At 59.0% G+C, this 16,979-nt stretch carries 5 protein-coding genes; 2 read left to right on the forward strand and 3 right to left on the reverse strand.

The genetic code is table 11. From position 1 onward, the window contains the following. The first annotated feature begins 121 nt into the window (after positions 1 to 121). Both lapG and lapD read left to right on the forward strand, forming a co-directional pair. Positions 122 to 811, forward strand: a complete 690-nt coding sequence (lapG, locus tag E2566_RS15600) for a cysteine protease LapG (protein ID WP_107170425.1) — start codon at positions 122 to 124, stop codon at positions 809 to 811. 9 nt (positions 812 to 820) lie between these two features. Further along, positions 821 to 2,773 carry a cyclic di-GMP receptor LapD gene (lapD, locus tag E2566_RS15605; RefSeq protein ID WP_107170424.1) on the forward strand — a complete coding sequence of 651 codons (1,953 nt, stop codon included), beginning with the start codon at positions 821 to 823 and terminating at the stop codon, positions 2,771 to 2,773. 117 nt (positions 2,774 to 2,890) lie between these two features. On the opposite strand, the gene E2566_RS15610 is transcribed toward lapD, so the two are convergent. From E2566_RS15610 to E2566_RS15620, 3 genes are all read right to left on the reverse strand, one after another. Next, the gene (locus E2566_RS15610) at positions 2,891 to 3,235 is read right to left on the reverse strand and encodes a tryptophan synthase subunit beta (protein ID WP_107170423.1); all 345 of its coding nucleotides are present in this window, start codon (positions 3,233 to 3,235) and stop codon (positions 2,891 to 2,893) included. Positions 3,236 to 3,296: 61 nt separating this feature from the next. After that, positions 3,297 to 5,231: an Ig-like domain-containing protein gene (locus E2566_RS15615; protein ID WP_240958789.1), complete on the reverse strand. Its 1,935-nt coding sequence runs from the start codon at positions 5,229 to 5,231 to the stop codon at positions 3,297 to 3,299. After that, positions 5,228 to 16,780, reverse strand: a complete 11,553-nt coding sequence (locus E2566_RS15620) for a retention module-containing protein (RefSeq protein WP_240958799.1) — start codon at positions 16,778 to 16,780, stop codon at positions 5,228 to 5,230. Before E2566_RS15620 ends, E2566_RS15615 begins: the two co-directional genes overlap by 4 nt. Positions 16,781 to 16,979 lie beyond the last annotated feature (199 nt).

Genomic DNA, 16,979 nt, shown 5'->3' on the forward strand with positions numbered 1-16,979 from the left:
CGGATCACGCGTTTCAGAAACCAGTTTAGGGTATATATGCTTTTGAGACCTATCAAAGTAAGCTATTCTGCATCGAATTCACTCTCCACATTCATCTCGCAAGGTAAACAGAGAAACCTCAGTGCGATTCTCCGGGTTCAAGATCTCCAGTTACAAGCTGTTCTTTATTAGCTGTCTGCTGTTTCTGCTGGCGGGTTCTCTACGTGCGGACTGGGATTTTATTACCATTAATCAGCGAACCGAGCAGCTTTATGGCCCGGCAACGCCCGATGCGCGCCGCCGGATAAATGAATGGCAGACGCTGTTGGTGAATTCCCGCAATAAAGACGAAAAAGCGCTGCTGAGTATCGTGAATCAGTTTTTCAACGATCGTATGCTGTTTCGCGATGATATTGTCGTCTGGAATCAGGAAGACTACTGGGCAACACCGATTGAAGCGCTGCGTAAAGGCGCTGGAGACTGTGAGGATTATGCGCTTGCCAAGTATTTTACGCTGCGTCATTTAGGCGTCTCTGCGGACAAATTGCGCATCACCTATGTTAAAGCCCTGCGTCTGAATAAAGCGCATATGGTAGTTACCTATTATCCCACACCAACCTCGATTCCGCTGGTGCTGGATAATCTGACCGATAAGATCCAACCTGCGACAGAGCGCAACGATTTAGTGCCGGTGTACGCCTTTAACGGCGGTGGTCTCTGGCTGCCGGGAGCAAGCGGCAGCAACAAACGCGTCGGTGACAGTAAACGACTTTCACGCTGGCAGGATGTATTAACCAAAATGCGTGCCGAAGGGTTTTCAATTGAGGAGTAAAGGTAGGCTATGTCTTTATACAAACAATTACTGATAGCCATCTGCCTGTTCGTGCTAATCATTTTCAGCGGGAGTTTTTTCGTCAGCCTGGAAAATTCACGCGAACAATACAATAACCAGCTTCACTCTCATGCACAGGATGCAGCTACAGCACTCGGGCTTTCCCTGACGCCGAATATTGATGACCCGGCAATGGTAGAGCTGATGGTCAGTTCCATTTTCGACAGCGGCTATTTTTCCAGTATTCGCGTGCGAGATTTAAAAACCGGCAACGTCACGTTGGAGCGCACCGCCTCACCGGATATCCCTGATGTACCGATCTGGTTTGTCCGATTAGTGGATCTTCAGCCCGGTGCAGGCGAAGCCATTGTGATGCGCGGTTGGGAACAGGCAGCAAAAGTCGAAGTGGTCAGCCACCCGATGTTCGCAGTAACCCGGCTGTGGCGCAGCAGTACGGCTACCTTCCTGTGGCTGCTTGGCTGCGGCACGCTGGGCGTGCTCATCGGCGCGTTGTTCCTGCGCCGCCAGTTACGTCCGCTCGACTATATTGTTGATCAATCACTGGCAATTACCCGACGTGAATTCCTAAGCCAGCCGGATCTGCCCAATACGCCGGAATTTCGCCGCGTCGCGCAAGCAATGAACCTGATGGTCAGCAAACTCAAGACGCTGTTTGAAGAGGAAGCAGAGCGAAGCGAGCGCTTACGTCAGGAAGCTTATCAAGATCCACAAACCGGGCTGAATAACCGCCGTGCATTTGATATGCAATTCAACGACAAGCTAGCCGATGAAGAAACTGCCCCCGGATTTCTTATTATGATTCGCGTTCAGGATCTGGCGGGAATGAACCAGCGGCTGGGCGGTCAGCGCACCGACGCGCTGTTAGCCTCCGTCGGCCACATCCTGCGTAAAACGCAAAAGCAGCACACGAATACGGAAAGCCTGCTGGCACGTATCCGCGGTGGGGAATTTGCGCTGTTTTGCCCAGGATTGGTCGATAAAGAAGCCTATGCGCTGATTGGCGAACTGACGCGCAACATTGAGACGTTGCATCTGACGGGCGAAACCGACGTCTCCCCTGTCGCTCAATTCGGCATGGTGCCCTTCCGCCCCGGCGACACCGCGCAATCCCTGTTTATTCAGGGCGATCAGGCGCTCACTCGGGCCGAAAGCGATACCGATACGACCGCCACTCACGACATTCCATCTGTCAGTGCTGAACAGGTCGAAACCGATCGTCATATGTGGTTTAACCTGCTCGATCCTATCCTTGAACAGGAACGTTTGCAGCTTTTCCTACAGCCCGTTGTAGCGTGTGACGATCCCAGCCAGATATTACATCACAAAGTACTGGCTCGCATTCAGGATGAGCAAGGAAACAGCATCGCGGCAGGCCGTTTCCTGCCGTGGATTCAACGCTTTGGCTGGGATACTCGTCTGGATCAGACCATGCTGCGCGAAGTGCTGGACTACCTCCGCCAACACGACGGCAACCTCGCCCTCAGCCTGTCTGGTACCACGGTACTGAATCTTCATCTACTCGCCGATCTGCTTGCTCCGTTGAAACATCAGCCAGACGTCGCCAGACGGCTAATTTTGGAACTGGATGAGAATCAACTGCCAGACAGCGTCCAGTTGGAAGCTTTAATCAAGCTGTTGAATGAGCATGGCTGTGCGCTGGGGCTACAACACTTTGGTGGGCGCTTTAATATGATCGGCAATTTGTCCCAGTGGGGGCTGGCTTACCTAAAAGTCGATGGTAGCTACATCCGCAATATCGATCAGGAAAGCGATAAGCAAATGTTTATCGAAGCGCTGTATCGTGCCACTAACAGTATTGCCCTACCGCTTATCGCCGAACGCGTTGAAACCGCAGGTGAGCTGAAAGTGCTTCAGGAAATGGGATTACAGGGAGCAATGGGAAGGCTGCTGGGCGAACCAATGCCAGCGCTCAAGGCCTGACGCCATTTTGGCTAGTGGTGTTTTCGCCGCCCCGGCTTCCTCCATTATAGAGAGAGGTCGGGATCGACGTTAAAACATAATCTATCTAAAATACCATCTACGTAGAACACGATCGCGTTAAAACATCGTTTCTTCATCATCGCCAATCAGCTTGTTCAATCCGCCATTCAGCGCTTCGCGCGCCTGAGCGCGGTTGATCAGCTTCAGCTGCGCTGCCTGAGGGAAATCGGTAATACTGACTACGCCTTTTTGGATCAAAACCTGAATTAAATCTTCCAGCACGCGCACCATTTCCAGATCGCTTTGCTGTAGTTGCTGCAAACTGGACATCGCCGCCTGATGGCTCCGGAACCAGGCAAGCGCCTCACGCGAATCGTCAGGCAACTCACCATTCATGTCAGAAAAAGGACTCTTTTCTACCTTTATTAGATGCCCATCACTGTCGCGCTGGATATAAAACATTTTCAGAGACCTTTTACGTTTTCGATAAAGTAGGGAGCCTGTTCAGGCTCCGCCTTTTCCATCAGTGGGACTGTTCCGGTTTATTAACCAAACTTTCAAGCGATGGTAATGCGCCGTTATAATGTTCCAACGTAATCGACACCGCAACCGTTCCGCCGTTATTGGCCGTAAAGTTCCCCGCCGTGCTCACCTCAATGACTGGAGAACCCTGATTATCCGTGATACGAATATAGCGACTGATATCGGTTCCCTGCTCCAACTCACCAATCAGATCGCTTAAATCTATCCGGTCGCCCTCTTTGGCATTAAAGTCTTTGATGACGTCATTACCGATGTCGCCAGCCTGCCATTTAAAGGTATCAGCCCCGGCTCCGCCAATGAGCGTATCTCCTCCAGCACCGCCGATCAGGATATCGTCTCCGCTACCACCGTAGAGCAAGTCATTCCCTGCACCACCGTAGAGAGTATCATTTCCTCCCTGACCGAAAAGGATATCATCCCCGTCACCGCCGTTGAGTACGTCATTCCCCCCTTTGGCTGACGACAGATCAAACTCCGTGCTATGCGACGCAATATAGTTATGCATGTCCTTCGTCGTCGGAACGCCCGTTTGCATACCCAATTGCTTACCGATGTAGTTTTGTAAAGCCGTGATACCGTTACCGTCGATGTTAGGGAACGACACGACATCGCCGAACAGCACATCATCATTATATGTGCCGGATATCGTATCGTTACCTGCCGCACCGACACTCAATCCATATTGCTCAGCGCCTTCCGCCGAATAACCCGTTGCCGTATCGTGGTTGCCCATTTCTGTCGATGTCGCCTGTGCAACAACATTCAATTTACCGGCATCGCCTGGCACCTCAAGCGTAATCTTCCCAGCCAGCGTTTGGGCATTGTGCGCATTTTGAATCAGGTAGGTACCATCAGCACCCACGGTATACTTCACGTTATTGATCTGGTCAGTCAGCACCGTGCCCGTTGGAATCCCCGTCAACCGAATCCCTGACAACGTTTCACTACCGTCACGATCGGTCAATGCTGCCGAAACATCGAGGACATAGGTTTGTTTTCCCACCTGACCAGGTACTTTGTCCACCGTCGCACTATTTCCGGCGGTATACGTCGAACCATCGCTGTAGATCACCCCTTCAAGCTGGTTACTGACCTGCTTGATTAAAGACCCTGAATGCCCCTTTCCATCAGAATAAGTAACTTTCACACCATCCATTGTGTTGAAGTTATTATTTCTATTATTCGTTGAATTTTCAGCCTTATAGGTAAAGCCTTCTTCTTTTTGGACAAAGATATAATCTTTACCTGGGTTACTCGACTGTGACTGACTATTCCCGTGGACAGAATCAAGCTGGTTATACTGTTTTTGTGCTTCAGTCCAATCAGACTGACGGTAGAAATAACCGCTTTTGGAGTGAACAACAAAAATGTCAGCATAGCTTGTCGATCCCCCAGGATTACCATTGTTGTTATCTTTGCCGTAATACTTAACCTGTTCCGAAGGGTTAGCAGCAGTAGGCGCAGTGTCACCCTCAGTCAACCAAACGCGCACGCCACTGCCGATCTTAACAATTTTCCCATCTTGCACATCAAACCCACCGGACTTCCCACTTCCTCCATTCACCTTGATGATTTCCGCAGAGGTCGGTGTTGTGGTACCGGCGGTGGTGTTCAGGCTCACTACCGGTGCATCGGCTACTGGGGTAATGCCGACTGAAACGGTGCTAGCGGTTGTGCCTCCTTTGCCATCCGAAACGGTGACGATAAAACGATCGCTACCACTAAAGTTAGCCGCGGGCGTGTACGTATATTTTCCTGTCGCCCCGTCCAACGTCAGGGTACCGTGCTGCGGCTGCGTGCTCACGCTGTAGCGCAGCGTATCACCGTCCACATCGGTCGCCCGGATGGTGCCGCCAACCGGCGTATCTTCCCGGGTGGTGATCGACTGATCCGCGCTCACCGGCGCATCGTTCACCGGGTGATCCCGATGCTCACTGTGCTGGTCGTCGTCCCGCCGTTGCCGTCCGACACCGTGACGATAAAGCGATCGTTGCCGTTGTAGTCCTGCGCCGGCGTATAGGTATATTGCCCGGTCGCCCCGTCCAGCGTCAGGGTGCCGTGCTGCGGCTGCGTGCTCACGCTGTAGCGCAGCGTATCACCGTCCACATCGGTCGCCCGGATGGTGCCGCCAACCGGCGTATCTTCCCGGGTGGTGATCGACTGATCCGCGCTCACCGGCGCATCGTTCACCGGGGTGATCCCGATGCTCACTGTGCTGGTCGTCGTCCCGCCGTTGCCGTCCGACACCGTGACGATAAAGCGATCGTTGCCGTTGTAGTCCTGCGCCGGCGTATAGGTATATTGCCCGGTCGCCCCGTCCAGCGTCAGGGTGCCGTGCTGCGGCTGCGTGCTCACGCTGTAGCGCAGCGTATCACCGTCCACATCGGTCGCCCGGATAGTGCCGCCGACCGGCGTATCTTCCCGTGTGGTGATCGACTGATCCGCGCTCACCGGCGCATCGTTCACCGGGGTGATCCCGATGCTCACCGTGCTGGTCGTCGTCCCGCCGTTACCGTCCGAGACGGTGACCACAAAGCGATCGTTGCCGTTGTAGTCCTGCGCCGGCGTATAGGTGTACTGCCCCGTCGCCCCGTCCAGCGTCAGGGTACCGTGCTGCGGCTGTGTGCTCACGCTGTAGCGCAGCGTATCGCCGTCGACATCGGTGGCCACAATGGTGCCGCCAACCGGCGTATCTTCCCGGGTGGTGATCGACTGATCCGCGCTCACCGGTGCATCGTTCACCGGGGTGATCCCGATGCTCACCGTGCTGGTCGTCGTCCCGCCGTTACCGTCCGAGACGGTGACCACAAAGCGATCGTTGCCGTTGTAGTCCTGCGCCGGCGTATAGGTGTACTGCCCCGTCGCCCCGTCCAGCGTCAGGGTACCGTGCTGCGGCTGTGTGCTCACGCTGTAGCGCAGCGTATCGCCGTCCACATCGGTCGCCCGGATGGTGCCGCCAACCGGCGTATCTTCCCGGGTGGTGATCGACTGATCCGCGCTCACCGGCGCATCGTTCACCGGGGTGATCCCGATGCTCACCGTGCTGGTGGTGGTCCCGCCGTTGCCGTCTGACACCGTGACGATAAAGCGGTCGTTGCCGTTGTAGTCCTGCGCCGGCGTATAGGTATATTGCCCGGTCGCCCCGTCCAGCGTCAGGGTGCCGTGCTGCGGCTGCGTGCTCACGCTGTAACGCAGCGTATCACCGTCCACATCGGTCGCCCGGATAGTGCCGCCGACCGGCGTATCTTCCCGGGTGGTGATCGACTGATCCGCGCTCACCGGCGCATCGTTCACCGGGGTGATCCCGATGCTCACTGTGCTGGTCGTCGTCCCGCCGTTGCCGTCCGACACCGTGACGATAAAGCGATCGTTGCCGTTGTAGTCCTGTGCCGGCGTATAGGTATATTGCCCGGTGGCGCCGTCCAGCGTCAGGGTACCGTGCTGCGGCTGCGTGCTCACGCTGTAGCGCAGCGTATCACCGTCCACATCAGTGGCCACAATGGTGCCGCTCACCGGCGTGTCTTCGTCCGTGGCAATACTCTGGTCAGCGGTGACCGGTGCGTCGTTGACCGGACGCACCCCGATACTGACGGTGCTGGTGGTGGTCCCGCCGTTGCCGTCCGAGACGGTGACGACAAAGCGGTCATTGCCGTTAAAGTTGGCGCCCGGCGTATAGGTATACGCCCCGGTAGCACCATTGAGCGTCAGCGTACCGTTAGCAGGTTGCGTGTTCACCGTATAGCTCAGCGTATCGCCGTCGACATCGGTCGCCACAATAGTGCCGCTCACCGGCGTATCTTCATCCGTGGCAATACTCTGGTCAGCCGTGACCGGGGCGTCGTTGACCGGCCGTACCCCGATACTGACGGTGCTGGTCGTCGCCCCGCCGTTGCCGTCCGAGACGGTGACGACAAAGCGGTCGTTACCGTTGTAGTCCTGCGCCGGCGTATAGGTGTATTGCCCAGTCGCGCCGTCCAGCGTCAGGGTACCGTTGGCCGGTTGCGTGTTCACCGTATAGCTCAGCGTATCGCCGTCGACATCGGTGGCCACAATAGTGCCGCTCACCGGCGTATCTTCATCCGTGGCAATACTCTGGTCGGCCGTCACCGGTGCATCATTCACCGGCCGCACCCCGATACTCACCGTACTGGTGGTGGTCCCGCCGTTGCCGTCCGACACCGTGACAATAAAGCGATCGTTGCCGTTGTAGTCCTGCGCCGGCGTATAGGTATATTGCCCGGTCGCCCCGTCCAGCGTCAGGGTACCGTGCTGCGGCTGGGTACCGACGGTGTAGCTCAGGGTGTCGCCGTCCACATCGGTGGCCACAATGGTGCCGCTCACCGGCGTATCTTCATCCGTGGCTATCGACTGGTCCGCCGTCACCGGGGCGTCGTTGACCGGACGCACGCCGATACTCACGGTGCTGGTGGCGGTACCGCCGTTGCCGTCAGAGACCGTCACCACAAAACGGTCATTGCCGTTAAAGTTGGCGCCCGGCGTATAGGTGTACGCGCCAGTCGCACTGTTTAACGTCAGCGTACCGTTGGCCGGTGGGGTACCGACGGTATAGCTCAGCGTATCGCCATCGACATCGGTGGCCACAATGGTGCCGCTCACCGGTGTATCTTCATCGGTGGCAATACTCTGATCCGCCGTCACCGGCGCATCGTTGACAGGCCGCACCCCGATACTCACCGTGCTGGTGGTGGTGCCGCCGTTACCGTCCGATACCGTGACAATAAAGCGATCGTTGCCGTTGTAGTCCTGCGCCGGCGTATAGGTGTATTGTCCGGTCGCCCCGTCCAGCGTCAGGGTGCCGTGCTGCGGCTGCGTACTCACGCTGTAGCGCAGCGTATCACCGTCCACATCGGTCGCCACAATGGTGCCGCCAACCGGCGTATCTTCCCGGGTGGTGATCGACTGATCCGCGCTCACCGGCGCATCGTTCACCGGGGTGATCCCGATGCTCACCGTGCTGGTCGTCGTCCCGCCGTTGCCGTCCGATACCGTGACAATAAAGCGATCGTTGCCGTTGTAGTCCTGTGCCGGCGTATAGGTATATTGCCCGGTCGCCCCGTCCAGCGTCAGGGTACCGTGCTGCGGCTGCGTGCTCACGCTGTAACGCAGCGTATCACCGTCCACATCGGTCGCCCGGATAGTGCCGCCGACCGGCGTATCTTCCCGGGTGGTGATCGACTGATCCGCGCTCACCGGCGCATCGTTCACCGGGGTGATCCCGATGCTCACTGTGCTGGTCGTCGTCCCGCCGTTGCCGTCCGACACCGTGACGATAAAGCGATCGTTGCCGTTGTAGTCCTGCGCCGGCGTATAGGTGTATTGCCCGGTCGCCCCGTCCAGCGTCAGGGTGCCGTGCTGCGGCTGCGTGCTCACGCTGTAGCGCAGCGTATCGCCATCCACATCGGTCGCCCGGATAGTGCCGCCGACCGGCGTATCTTCCCGGGTGGTGATCGACTGATCCGCACTCACCGGCGCATCGTTCACCGGGGTGATCCCGATGCTCACCGTACTGGTGGTGGTCCCGCCGTTGCCGTCTGACACCGTGACGATAAAGCGGTCGTTGCCGTTGTAGTCCTGCGCCGGCGTATAGGTATATTGCCCGGTGGCGCCGTCCAACGTCAGGGTGCCGTGCTGCGGCTGCGTGCTCACGCTGTAACGCAGCGTATCACCGTCCACATCGGTCGCCCGGATAGTGCCGCCGACCGGCGTATCTTCCCGGGTGGTGATCGACTGATCCGCGCTCACCGGTGCATCGTTGACCGGGCGTACCCCAATGCTTACCGTGCTGGTCGTCGTCCCGCCGTTACCGTCTGACACCGTGACCACAAAACGGTCATTGCCGTTAAAGTTGGTGCCCGGCGTATAGGTGTACGCCCCGGTGGTGCCATCCAGCGTCAGGGTGCCATTGGCCGGTGGGGTGCCGACCGTATAGCTCAGGGTGTCGCCATCCACATCGGTGGCCACAATGGTGCCGCTCACCGGCGTGTCTTCATCGGTGGCAATACTCTGGTCGGCCGTCACCGGTGCATCATTCACCGGCCGCACCCCGATACTCACCGTACTGGTGGTGGTCCCGCCGTTGCCGTCCGACACCGTGACAATAAAGCGATCGTTGCCGTTGTAGTCCTGCGCCGGCGTATAGGTGTATTGCCCGGTCGCCCCGTCCAGCGTCAGGGTACCGTGCTGCGGCTGCGTACTCACGCTGTAGCGCAGCGTATCACCGTCCACATCGGTCGCCCGGATAGTGCCGCCAACCGGCGTATCTTCCCGGGTGGTGATCGACTGATCCGCGCTCACCGGTGCATCGTTCACCGGGGTGATCCCGATGCTTACCGTGCTGGTCGTCGTCCCGCCGTTACCGTCTGACACCGTGACCACAAAACGGTCATTGCCGTTAAAGTTGGTGCCCGGCGTATAGGTGTACGCCCCGGTGGTGCCATCCAGCGTCAGGGTGCCATTGGCCGGTGGGGTGCCGACCGTATAGCTCAGGGTGTCGCCATCCACATCGGTGGCCACAATGGTGCCGCTCACCGGCGTATCTTCATCCGTGGCTATCGACTGGTCCGCCGTCACCGGGGCGTCGTTGACCGGACGCACGCCGATACTCACGGTGCTGGTGGCGGTACCGCCGTTGCCGTCCGACACCGTGACAATAAAGCGATCGTTGCCGTTGTAGTCCTGTGCCGGCGTATAGGTGTACTGCCCGGTCGCCCCGTCCAGGGTCAGGGTACCGTGCTGCGGCTGCGTGCTCACGCTGTAGCGCAGCGTATCGCCGTCCACATCGGTCGCCCGGATGGTGCCGCCAACCGGCGTATCTTCCCGGGTGGTGATCGACTGATCCGCGCTCACCGGCGCATCGTTCACCGGGGTGATCCCGATGCTCACCGTGCTGGTCGTCGTCCCGCCGTTGCCGTCCGATACCGTGACAATAAAGCGATCGTTGCCGTTGTAGTCCTGTGCCGGCGTATAGGTATATTGCCCGGTCGCCCCGTCCAGCGTCAGGGTACCGTGCTGCGGCTGCGTGCTCACGCTGTAACGCAGCGTATCACCGTCCACATCGGTCGCCCGGATAGTGCCGCCGACCGGCGTATCTTCCCGGGTGGTGATCGACTGATCCGCGCTCACCGGCGCATCGTTCACCGGGGTGATCCCGATGCTCACTGTGCTGGTCGTCGTCCCGCCGTTGCCGTCCGACACCGTGACGATAAAGCGATCGTTGCCGTTGTAGTCCTGCGCCGGCGTATAGGTGTACGCCCCGGTGGTGCCATCCAGCGTCAGGGTGCCGTTGGCCGGTGGCGTACCGACCGTATAACTCAGGGTGTCGCCATCCACATCGGTGGCCACAATGGTGCCGCTCACCGGCGTGTCTTCATCGGTGGCAATACTCTGGTCGGCGGTCACCGGCGCATCGTTGACCGGACGAACCCCGATACTCACGGTGCTGGTGGTGGTGCCGCCGTTACCGTCCGACACCGTGACCACAAAACGGTCGTTACCGTTAAAGTTGGCTCCCGGCGTATAGGTGTACGCCCCGGTAGCACCATTGAGCGTCAGGGTGCCGTTGGCCGGTTGCGTGTTCACCGTATAGCTCAGGGTGTCGCCGTCGACATCGGTCGCCACAATGGTGCCGCTCACCGGCGTATCTTCATCGGTGGCAATGCTCTGGTCCGCCGTCACCGGTGCGTCGTTGACCGGCCGCACCCCAATGCTTACCGTACTGGTCGTCGTCCCGCCGTTGCCGTCCGACACCGTAACAATAAAACGGTCATTGCCGTTAAAGTTGGCGCTCGGCGTATAGGTGTACGCCCCGGTGGTGCCATCCAGCGTCAGGGTGCCGTTAGCAGGTTGCGTGCTCACGCTGTAGCGCAGGGTATCGCCATCGACATCAGTCGCCACAATGGTGCCGCTCACCGGCGTATCTTCATCCGTGGCTATCGACTGGTCAGCGGTGACCGGTGCATCATTCACCGGGGTGATCCCGATGCTCACCGTACTGGTGGTCGTCCCGCCGTTGCCGTCCGACACCGTGACGATAAAGCGATCGTTGCCGTTGTAGTCCTGCGCCGGCGTATAGGTATATTGCCCGGTCGCCCCGTCCAGCGTCAGGGTACCGTGCTGCGGTTGCGTGCTCACGCTGTAGCGCAGCGTATCGCCGTCCACATCAGTCGCCACAATGGTGCCGTTCACCGGCGTGTCTTCATCCGTGGCAATGCTCTGGTCAGCGGTGACCGGCGCATCGTTCACCGGGGTGATCCCGATGCTCACCGTGCTGGTCGTCGTCCCGCCGTTACCGTCCGATACCGTGACAATAAAGCGATCGTTGCCGTTGTAGTCCTGCGCCGGTGTATAGGTATATTGCCCGGTCGCCCCGTCCAGCGTCAGGGTGCCGTGCTGCGGCTGCGTGCTTACGCTGTAGCGCAGCGTATCGCCGTCGACATCGGTCGCCACAATGGTGCCGCTCACCGGCGTATCTTCATCCGTGGCTATCGACTGGTCCGCCGTCACCGGGGCGTCGTTGACCGGACGCACCCCGATGCTCACCGTACTGGTCGTCGTCCCGCCGTGGCCGTCCGATACCGTGACGATAAAACGGTCATTGCCGTTAAAGTTGGCGCTCGGCGTATAGGTGTACGCCCCGGTAGTGCCATCCAGCGTCAGCGTGCCGTTGGCCGGTGGCGTACCGACCGTATAGCTCAGCGTATCGCCGTCCACATCGGTGGCCACAATGGTGCCGCTCACCGGCGTGTCTTCATCGGTGGCAATACTCTGGTCGGCGGTCACCGGTGCATCGTTGACCGGGCGTACCCCGATGCTCACCGTACTGGTCGTCGTCCCGCCGTTGCCGTCCGACACCATGACAATAAAGCGATCGTTGCCGTTGTAGTCCTGCGCCGGCGTATAGGTGTACTGCCCCGTCGCCCCGTCCAGGGTCAGGGTACCGTGCTGCGGCTGCGTGCTCACGCTGTAGCGCAGCGTATCACCGTCCACATCGGTCGCCCGGATGGTGCCGCCAACCGGCGTATCTTCCCGGGTGGTGATCGACTGATCCGCGCTCACCGGTGCGTCGTTGACCGGCCGTACCCCAATGCTCACCGTACTGGTCGTCGTCCCGCCGTTGCCGTCCGACACCGTGACGATAAAACGGTCATTGCCGTTAAAGTTGGCGCCCGGCGTATAGGTGTACGCCCCGGTGGTGCCATCCAGCGTCAGGGTGCCGTTGGCCGGTGGCGTACCGACCGTATAACTCAGGGTGTCGCCATCCACATCGGTGGCCACAATGGTGCCGCTCACCGGCGTGTCTTCATCGGTGGCAATACTCTGGTCGGCGGTCACCGGCGCATCGTTGACCGGACGAACCCCGATACTCACGGTGCTGGTGGTGGTGCCGCCGTTACCGTCCGACACCGTGACCACAAAACGGTCGTTACCGTTAAAGTTGGCTCCCGGCGTATAGGTGTACGCCCCGGTAGCACCATTGAGCGTCAGGGTGCCGTTGGCCGGTTGCGTGTTCACCGTATAGCTCAGGGTGTCGCCGTCGACATCGGTCGCCACAATGGTGCCGCTCACCGGCGTATCTTCATCGGTGGCAATGCTCTGGTCCGCCGTCACCGGTGCGTCGTTGACCGGCCGCACCCCAATGCTTACCGTACTGGTCGTCGTCCCGCCGTTGCCGTCCGACACCGTAACAATAAAACGGTCATTGCCGTTAAAGTTGGCGCTCGGCGTATAGGTGTACGCCCCGGTGGTGCCATCCAGCGTCAGGGTGCCGTTAGCAGGTTGCGTGCTCACGCTGTAGCGCAGGGTATCGCCATCGACATCAGTGGCCACAATGGTGCCGCTCACCGGCGTATCTTCATCCGTGGCTATCGACTGGTCCGCCGTCACCGGGGCGTCGTTGACCGGGCGTACCCCGATACTGACGGTGCTGGTGGTGGTGCCGCCGTTACCGTCCGACACCGTGACCACAAAACGGTCGTTACCGTTAAAGTTGGCTCCCGGCGTATAGGTGTACGCCCCGGTAGCACCATTGAGCGTCAGGGTGCCGTTGGCCGGTGGGGTGCCGACCGTATAACTCAGGGTGTCGCCGTCCACATCGGTGGCCACAATGGTGCCGCTCACCGGCGTGTCTTCATCGGTGGCAATACTCTGGTCGGCGGTCACCGGCGCATCGTTGACCGGACGAACCCCGATACTCACGGTGCTGGTGGTGGTGCCGCCGTTACCGTCCGACACCGTGACCACAAAACGGTCGTTACCGTTAAAGTTGGCTCCCGGCGTATAGGTGTACGCCCCGGTGGTGCCATTGAGCGTCAGCGTGCCATTGGCCGGTTGCGTACTCACGCTGTAGCGCAGCGTATCGCCATCCACATCGGTCGCCACAATCGTACCGCTCACCGGCGTATCTTCATCCGTGGCTATCGACTGGTCCGCCGTGACCGGGGCGTCGTTGACCGGGCGTACCCCGATACTCACCGTACTGGTGGTGGTGCCGCCGTTACCGTCCGATACCGTGACAATAAAGCGGTCATTGCCGTTAAAGTTGGCGCCCGGCGTATAGGTGTAGGCGCCGGTAGCACCATCCAGCGTCAGGGTGCCGTTAGCAGGTTGCGTGTTCACCGTATAGCTCAGGGTGTCGCCATCCACATCGGTGGCCACAATGGTGCCGCTCACCGGCGTGTCTTCATCGGTGGCAATACTCTGGTCGGCGGTCACCGGTGCATCGTTGACCGGACGCACACCAATGCTCACCGTACTGGTCGTCGTCCCGCCGTTGCCGTCCGACACCGTGACGATAAAACGGTCATTGCCGTTAAAGTTGGCGCCCGGCGTATAGGTGTACGCCCCGGTGGTGCCATCCAGCGTCAGGGTGCCGTTGGCCGGTGGCGTACCGACCGTATAACTCAGGGTGTCGCCATCCACATCGGTGGCCACAATGGTGCCGCTCACCGGTGTATCTTCATCCGTGGCTATCGACTGGTCAGCGGTGACCGGTGCGTCGTTGACCGGGCGCACCCCGATACTCACCGTGCTGGTGGTGGTGCCGCCGTTGCCGTCCGACACCGTCACCACAAAGCGGTCATTGCCGTTAAAGTTGGCGCCCGGCGTGTAGGTGTACGCCCCGGTAGCACCATTGAGCGTCAGCGTACCGTTGGCCGGTGGGGTACCGACCGTATAACTCAGGGTGTCGCCATCCACATCGGTCGCCACAATGGTGCCGCTCACCGGCGTATCTTCGTCCGTGGCAATACTCTGGTCAGCAGTCACTGGCGCGTCGTTGACCGGGCGTACCCCGATACTCACCGTGCTGGTGGTGGTGCCGCCGTTGCCGTCCGAGACCGTCACCACAAAGCGGTCATTGCCGTTAAAGTTGGCGCCCGGCGTGTAGGTGTATTGCCCGGTGGTGCCATTGAGCGTCAGCGTGCCGTTGGCCGGTGGGGTACCGACCGTATAACTCAGGGTGTCGCCATCCACATCGGTCGCCACAATGGTGCCGCTCACCGGCGTATCTTCATCCGTGGCTATCGACTGGTCCGCCGTCACCGGTGCATCGTTGACCGGCCGCACCCCGATACTCACCGTACTGGTGGTGGTGCCGCCGTTGCCGTCCGAGACGGTGACGACAAAACTGTCGTTGCCGTTAAAGTTGGCGCTCGGCGTATAGGTATATTGCCCGGTGCTGCCGTCCAGCGTCAGGGTGCCGTTAGCAGGTTGCGTGCTCACGCTGTAGCGCAGCGTGTCGCCGTCCACATCGGTGGCCACAATGGTGCCGCTCACCGGCGTATCTTCATCCGTGGCAATACTCTGATCCGCCGTCACCGGCGCGTCGTTGACCGGGCGCACGCCGATACTGACGGTGCTGGTGGTGGTGCCGCCGTTACCGTCCGACACCGTGACCACAAAGCGGTCGTTGCCGTTAAAGTTGGTGCCCGGCGTATAGGTGTACGCGCCAGTCGCACTGTTTAACGTCAGCGTGCCATTGGCCGGTGGCGTACCGACGGTATAACTCAGGGTGTCGCCATCCACATCGGTGGCCACAATGGTGCCGCTCACCGGTGTATCTTCATCCGTGGCTATCGACTGGTCAGCGGTCACTGGCGCATCGTTGACCGGGCGCACCCCAATGCTCACCGTACTGGTGGTGGTGCCGCCGTTGCCGTCCGACACCGTGACCACAAAACGGTCATTGCCGTTAAAGTCGGTGCCCGGCGTATAGGTATATTGTCCGGTGGTGCCATCCAGCGTCAGCGTACCGTTGGCCGGTGGGGTACCGACCGTATAACTCAGCGTATCGCCGTCGACGTCGGTCGCCACAATGGTGCCGCTCACCGGCGTATCTTCATCCGTGGCTATCGACTGATCGGCGGTGACCGGTGCGTCGTTGACCGGGCGTACCCCGATACTCACCGTGCTGGTGGTGGTGCCGCCGTTGCCGTCAGAGACGGTGACGACAAAGCGGTCATTGCCGTTAAAGTTGGTGCCCGGCGTATAGGTGTATTGCCCGGTGGTGCCATTGAGCGTCAGCGTGCCGTTGGCCGGTGGGGTACCGACCGTATAACTCAGGGTGTCGCCATCCACATCGGTCGCCACAATGGTGCCGCTCACCGGCGTATCTTCATCCGTGGCTATCGACTGGTCCGCCGTCACCGGTGCATCGTTGACCGGCCGCACCCCGATACTCACCGTACTGGTGGTGGTGCCGCCGTTGCCGTCCGAGACGGTGACGACAAAACTGTCGTTGCCGTTAAAGTTGGCGCTCGGCGTATAGGTATATTGCCCGGTGCTGCCGTCCAGCGTCAGGGTGCCGTTAGCAGGTTGCGTGCTCACGCTGTAGCGCAGCGTGTCGCCGTCCACATCGGTGGCCACAATGGTGCCGCTCACCGGCGTATCTTCATCCGTGGCAATACTCTGATCCGCCGTGACCGGTGCACTATTATCTTCCGCAGTGGTAGCAGCAGTGGCAGTAAGCAACGTAGATGAATCGACACCATCCAGAACAGATGAGGCTCTATCGGTAAACGATATGCCCGCAGTATCATAACCAATCGGGGCAGTCACGACATCAGCCGTTAAATCCAGTACCACCGTTGAATTGAAATGCCCACCACCGCCATCACCCGCTTCGCCAGTGTCATCATTACCAGCGGCGGCCGCCTCTAGGACTTGCGTTGGGTCAGCGCCCTGAGCAATAGCATCTTGTATAGCTGCGACATCATTGGCGACATCTACATTTTTCTGAGAAGATGCGCTGCTTACATCGCTCCAGTGGCTATCGCGTCCCAGATCCAGTGTCTTACCATCAGGTAATGTGATTGAAACCGCGCCGTTAGCACCGGTTATCACTTCTTCACCACTGTAAACGCGATCGCCAGCAACTAACAGTCTCTGACTCCCATCAAGCGCGACAACAAAAACTTGTCCAATAACGAATTTAATAACACCAATCACACCGTTCAAAATACTTTCTCCTTGATATCTATAATTATTTTTATGATATTGCGATATTGCAGCTATAGATTTTGACTATCATCCTGATAGGGTTGATTTGCTGTGTGTCGTCCTGACATTTTTTAAAAAAAACGCTACGATAATGCTGCCGTTATGCGTCAAACGCTTGACTCGATGAGCGATATAATAAAAAATTCAG

It is taken from the genome of Pectobacterium punjabense, assembly GCF_012427845.1.
Lineage (GTDB): Bacteria > Pseudomonadota > Gammaproteobacteria > Enterobacterales > Enterobacteriaceae > Pectobacterium > Pectobacterium punjabense.